The sequence below is a fragment of the Oleiphilus sp. HI0067 genome (genome assembly GCF_001635735.1).
In genome coordinates this window covers 1-5903 of record NZ_LWFI01000501.1, presented here as the reverse complement: position 1 = coordinate 5903, position 5903 = coordinate 1, and the positions used below count along the sequence as shown (strand labels likewise).

The window sequence follows — 5903 nt, the reverse complement described above, 5'->3', positions numbered from 1 at the left end:
GGCAGCTGTAATTCTTTGTTCTGGAAAAGTTGCAAAAGAAAAAGGTTTAACGCCACTAGCGGTAATTCGTGCGACTTCTTCTCACGCAGAAGCTCCAGCGAAATTTACGCACGCACCATGTGGCGCTATTGAAAAAGTATTGAACAAAACAGGTTGGGCTTCAGCTGATGTTGACTTGTTCGAAGTGAATGAAGCCTTCGCAATGGTTGCAATGACAGCAATGAATGCGCACAACATTCCAGCTGAGAAGATCAACATTCACGGCGGTGCAGTAGCACTTGGTCACCCTGTTGGTGCTTCAGGCGCACGTATTATTGCTACGTTGATCTACGCCCTTAAGAAAGAAGGTAAGGCAAAAGGTCTTGCTAGTTTGTGTATCGGTGGTGGTGAAGCGACTGCAGTAACACTAGAACTTATCTAATAAGTTCGGGGTCGGAGTACATATGTACTCCGACCCCAATATTCCTAACAACAACCCGGCTTCCGACTAAAACGATTCAGCTAGTTCTTCAATTTTCGCACGCGCTTTCTCAGAAGCAGCATCGCGATTCGCATTCGTTGCATCCGCAGCAATCACCTCAACATTTTTTACGCCGATAAATGCTGCAACTTGCTTCATGTACGGTACAACGAAATCGACAGGACTGCCTACCGGCGCGCCACCCGTTGAAACAACTAAGTACATCGTATCAATGTTCAACAAACCCTCTGGGCCATTTTCTGTATAACGGAAAGTTTCACCAACACGACAAATCATATCGACCCATGCTTTTAGTGACGCTGGAATACCAAAGTTATACATTGGTGTTGCGATCACCAAGGTGTCTGCTTCTTTTAACTCTTTAACAAGTTCTTCGCTTTGGCTGATCAATGATTTCTGTTGATTTGATCGATCATCTGCGGGTGTATAAAACGCACCTACGTGCTCACCTGTAATGAACGCAATATCGTTTTTTGAAACATCACGCTCCACGACGTTGGCGATCTTTCCCGCGACCTTTTCATTTGCCAACAACTCATTGGCGAGCATACGGCTAGTTGAATTTTCACCTTGAACACTTGCTGCTACTGAAAGAATATTTTTAGCCATTTTGGCTTCCTCAAACTTTGATTTACTAAACGTTGATAAGAAGTATAAGCATTGTATTCAAACGAATAAGCAGGTACTTTTGCGCTATATAATCAAAATTTTTGAACAATAAATAATGACATGAATCTACACAGTCCAATTACGATCGAAGCACTTAAAGTCTTAGATGTGATTGATCGCAGGGGAAGTTATGCAGCAGCGGCAGAAGAACTCGACAAAGTCCCTTCCGCGCTGTCTTACGTCGTACAAAAACTTGAGGAACAGTTGAATGTCACCTTGTTTCAGAAGCAGGGACGACGCTCAGTACTTACCCCCGCTGGAAAGCATTTACTAGACGAAGGCAGAATTCTGCTTAACTCAGTAGAACGTCTTGCAGAACAAACGCAGAACGTTGCTCGAGGTTACGAAAGCAGAATTCGTGTCGCCATTGATACCATCATGGATATACGACCGGTCTATTGCGCTTTTAAAAGCTTCGTAGATGAACATCCAGACATTGAAATAGACATTCAAGAAGAAGCTTTGAATGGTGCTTGGGAAGTTCTGATTTCTGATGAAGTTGATTTAGTCATTGGCGCCGTTGGTCCTGTACCTCAACAAAAAGGGATTCGAACCGAAGAGGTCGCGCAACTTGACCTTGTTTATACCTGCTCGCCCGACCATCCTCTGGCAAAAAGTACTTCACCAATTAAGATTGAAGATCTAAGCAAAGTTCGTCGTGTCGTCACGCACGACAGCGCACGTGAAGCAGTTACCTGGACGAGAGGTTTACACTCTTCGTTGAAGGATCAGGTGCAACAGCGCTTTTATGTCCCCAATACTTATAACAAGTTAAATGCTCAAAAAGCAGGTATCGGCGTTGGTTTCTTACCACGATACCTGATTAGAGAAGAACTCAAGGCAGGTAAACTTGTTGAGTTGCCGCTCGACAATGCGCGCCCACAACCAAGCACGCTCTACATGGCTTGGAAAATGGTAAACCAAGGCAAAGGCTTACAACGCCTACGCACCCTTATCCAAAAGCAATTAAAAGAACAGGAATAAATCAGGACTTACAATGCATCAATACGCTCGCACCCTCATTATTTTACTCTCCATCATTGCGCTTTTTTGGGCGAATCCAGCTTCATCAAAACCACTCGCCAATCTAAAAAAATTGGAACAGGCAACTGACTTATTTATGGAGCAAGTTGCAAAAGGCGATAGCGAATCAGCTCTTAATTTGATCTCTGCTTATGCTGGCGTAAATCCTGAACAGTTCGCACAACGCAGTGCTCGGATTATTCAAGACATGCAGCGCATCGAATCAAGTGCGGGTAAAGCCTTAAGCTACGCAAAAGTAGATACCAAAAGTGTTGGCGAACACCTTTACAAAGTACGGTATCTATTGAAGTTTCGGCAAGCGGCACTTGTGTGGGAAATGAATTTTTACCAACCTGACCAAGGCTGGTATTTGGTCGACGTCAATCTTAGCACTGACATTAACGCTTTATTTCAGTAGTCATACGCAACGCTATGCGCGAAGCTGAATAATAATATCGCGCATGGCGTTTGGATCTTTGATCGTATCGCCCGCCAAACTCTCCTGCTGATAACCCGCTAAGTACTTACTTACTAACCGGGATATCCAAAAGCGTAAAGCGGCCAATTCCAGAAATAAGGGCCAACAAGCACTTTCGGCATCTGACCAAGGTTTCTCACTCTGATATGCCTCCACCAAAGCCGATAGTTTTGCACTATCGTGTCGGCCTGACGCAGTCATCGCCCAGTCGTTCGCACAAACAGCCAAATCAAAAAGAAAGCCTTCGGTACAGGCATGATAAAAGTCAATCACGCCAGATATATTCTGTTCGCCGAAGAGAACATTGTCTTTAAACAAGTCCCCATGAACAGTGCCCCTTGAACACTGATCTAACTCTCTTTGGTATACCGAATAGCGTTCAACGCATTCCTCTAGCAAAGCAAAGTCGTCGCGAGGCATGTCAGAATTTTTGAGCGCATTGAGATGCTCCTGCATCCAAGCTGAATCTCGAACTAATTTTCGATCTCCATCAAAATCTGCGACCGCATGATGCATATGCGCCAACCATTTCCCCGCTGCGGCACAATCTTCGATCTCCATGTCTGTTTTTGCGGCCCCATCAAAACAAGGAACGATCATGGCGTCTTTGCCTTGAATCTTAAAAAGGGATTGCCCTTTCGAATCTTGCAGCGCCGCGGGAACAGCAAGCCCTTTTGACGCTAAATGTTGGGTGAGCGAGACAAAAAAAGGCAATTCAGCGGATTCCATCGCCTCAAAAATCGTCAACACCCATCGACTAAGCTGACCATTTTTTGAGGTGTTCAAAAAGTAATTGGTGTTTTCAATTCCAGCCCCAATCCCCTCTAACAAGACGATCCTGCCAAGAGAGAACTGTTCAATAACTGGATTCAAGTCTTGCGGGCTGACCTGTGTGAAAACTGCCATGAAAAGTGACCAAACTAATAAAAATAAAGACGTTCAAAACAAAGACTTTTTTAAGCCGTTATCAACGCGTTCAGTTGCTGAATGTGCGATTCATTCATCGCTTCAATCGAATCTGGAGCAATATACTCACTTTGCGAAGAAACCGCATCTTTTGTAGGGATTTCTAGTTCCAAGCCATCGCTCAACGAAATAGCACGATAACTCCCCAAAGAACGCCCCGGCTCTAAGATAAGCAACGCTCGACCAGAACTCGATTTCACATGCAAGCCAGAGGGAACATTCCCCAGCAAGGCTAAGAATGCGTCTGTTAGGCTTTCATCGAATTGCTCACCTTTACACTGAACAAGAATTTTCATCGCATCGTCGATAGACCGAGCCGATGCGTAGGCCCTTTCGCTCGTCATTGCATCGAAAGCATCTGTAATCGCAATTAACTTCGCAGAAAGCGGAATCTGATCAGCCGTTAATCCCTGAGGATACCCTTGCCCATCAATACGTTCGTGGTGGCTAACCACGATATCAATGACAGATGCATCTACATCACTAAGTTGCTGAAGTAATTTTCTTCCCTCCAAAGGATGCACTCGAATCACTGCATACTCCGCGCTCGTTAATGCCCCTTCTTTATTGAGAATCGATGAGGGAATCATCACTTTACCGACATCACTCAATAACGCAGATAGCCCTAATTTCAAGGTTTCTCGACTATCCCATTTCAATGCCGAAGCTAAACTCATCGATAACACCGTCGTACGAAAAGCATGCTCAATTAAATAAGACTGTTTACGCTTTGTTTGGCACAGTGCGAGCCACGCATACAAATTTCGAGAAATGCTCTCTTGGCATCGCTCTATAATTGGTTGAATATCTTGAGAAACACTAACAGAGCTGCCGCATCGAAATGCAGCATAGACGTCATAAATAACGTCCATAAGCTCTTTTGCCAGAGATTGAGCATGAAGAAATTCACGCTCAAAAGGGTGTTCGATTGTCGCTTTCATTGCATATGCATCGCGACCACAAACCTGAACATCTTGACTAAACGTATAACTACTATAGTTGTTCTCGCCTAACACTGTACGTCCTATCGATTAAAATCCATCCAATTTAGGCTAGCAGAGCAACGCAATATGTCTGTCAGTTTAAGGCTAGAATGTGAAAACTTACGTAACAAGTCTGCAATTTGTTCCACAAAAGTATAAAATCGCGCGCCTGAAAGAAGTATCGCATGAGCAAAGTAAATTAATACCTGACTATTTTAGTAGGTTATTATATACTCGCGCCCGAAAAGTGGCTGAAACAGCCGCTTCTTACATGAAATCAATTTAGCAATACGAGCACTGTCAAGAATGTCTGAATCTGACAAAGAAGTTAAAGAGCTAATCAAAAGAGAATATGAGCACGGTTTCGTCACCGAAATCGAGTCTGAGACCTTTGAGCCTGGTTTGAACGAAGACGTTATCCGCCGCCTATCAGCCAAGAAAAATGAGCCGGAGTGGATGCTTGAATGGCGTCTTCAGGCTTATAAAGTATGGCAAGAGATGGAAGACCCAGAATGGGCTCACGTTAACTTCCCTAAAATCGATTACAACGACATTGCCTATTATTCTGCTCCAAAATCTAAAGATGATGGCCCGAAAAGTCTCGACGAAGTTGATCCAGAGCTTTTGAAAACCTATGAAAAGCTTGGCATTCCATTACACGAGCGCGCTCGACTCGCTGGTGTTGCCGTTGATGCTGTATTTGATAGTGTTTCTGTCACCACGACATTCAAGGACAAGCTAACTGAAGCTGGCGTTATTTTCTGCCCAATTTCAGAAGCGGTTCATAAACATCCTGAGCTCATCAAGAAGTATCTGGGTTCTGTTGTTCCTCAAAAAGACAACTACTACGCGGCACTAAACTCAGCTGTATTTTCTGACGGATCATTTGTTTACATCCCGAAAGGCGTGCGCTGTCCGCTAGAACTATCGACTTACTTCCGAATTAACGAAGCAAAAACCGGTCAGTTCGAACGTACACTAATCATTGCTGAAGAACGTAGCCATGTTAGCTACCTTGAAGGCTGCACCGCGCCAATGCGTGATGAAAACCAGCTTCACGCAGCTGTGGTTGAACTCGTTGCAATGGACGACGCTGAAATCAAATATTCAACGGTTCAAAACTGGTATCCCGGTGATGAAGAGGGTCGAGGTGGAATTTATAACTTCGTAACCAAACGCGGCGCATGTATTGGCAAGAACTCTAAAATTTCGTGGACGCAAGTAGAAACTGGCTCTGCCATCACATGGAAATACCCTAGCTGTGTATTACGCGGCGAAGGCAGTGTTGGTGAGTTCTATTCTG

The 5903-nt window shown here is 44.4% G+C and carries 6 protein-coding genes and 1 pseudogene; 4 read left to right on the top strand and 3 right to left on the bottom strand.

The features are described from left to right. Positions 1-421 (top strand): annotated as a pseudogene (locus A3739_RS05965) (acetyl-CoA C-acetyltransferase); the annotation flags it as partial. 66 nt (positions 422-487) lie between these two features. On the opposite strand, the gene A3739_RS05960 reads toward A3739_RS05965, so the two are convergent. Continuing rightward, a complete protein-coding gene (locus tag A3739_RS05960) occupies positions 488-1090 on the bottom strand; it encodes an FMN-dependent NADH-azoreductase (protein ID WP_068475621.1) in 603 nt (200 codons plus the stop codon). Between the two features lie 120 nt (positions 1091-1210). On the opposite strand from A3739_RS05960, the gene A3739_RS05955 reads away from it, so the two are divergent. After that, positions 1211-2134, top strand: coding sequence for a LysR substrate-binding domain-containing protein (locus tag A3739_RS05955; protein WP_068476263.1), 924 nt, complete (start codon positions 1211-1213; stop codon positions 2132-2134). A gap of 13 nt (positions 2135-2147) precedes the next feature. Continuing rightward, positions 2148-2591 (top strand): hypothetical protein, encoded by a 444-nt coding sequence (locus A3739_RS05950; protein ID WP_068476264.1) that lies wholly within the window; start codon positions 2148-2150, stop codon positions 2589-2591. Between the two features lie 12 nt (positions 2592-2603). Here the strand turns inward: A3739_RS05950 and A3739_RS05945 are convergent, their stop codons facing one another. Both A3739_RS05945 and A3739_RS05940 read right to left on the bottom strand, forming a co-directional pair. After that, positions 2604-3557, bottom strand: coding sequence for a homoserine kinase (locus A3739_RS05945; protein WP_068500672.1), 954 nt, complete (start codon positions 3555-3557; stop codon positions 2604-2606). Between the two features lie 50 nt (positions 3558-3607). Next, entirely contained in the window at positions 3608-4633 is a 1026-nt protein-coding gene (locus A3739_RS05940) for an HD-GYP domain-containing protein (protein WP_068500669.1), read from the bottom strand. Between the two features lie 273 nt (positions 4634-4906). Between A3739_RS05940 and sufB the strand changes: the two genes are divergently transcribed. Beyond that, the coding region (gene sufB, locus A3739_RS05935) for a Fe-S cluster assembly protein SufB (RefSeq protein WP_068500666.1) at positions 4907-5903 on the top strand (997 nt) is incomplete at its 3' end.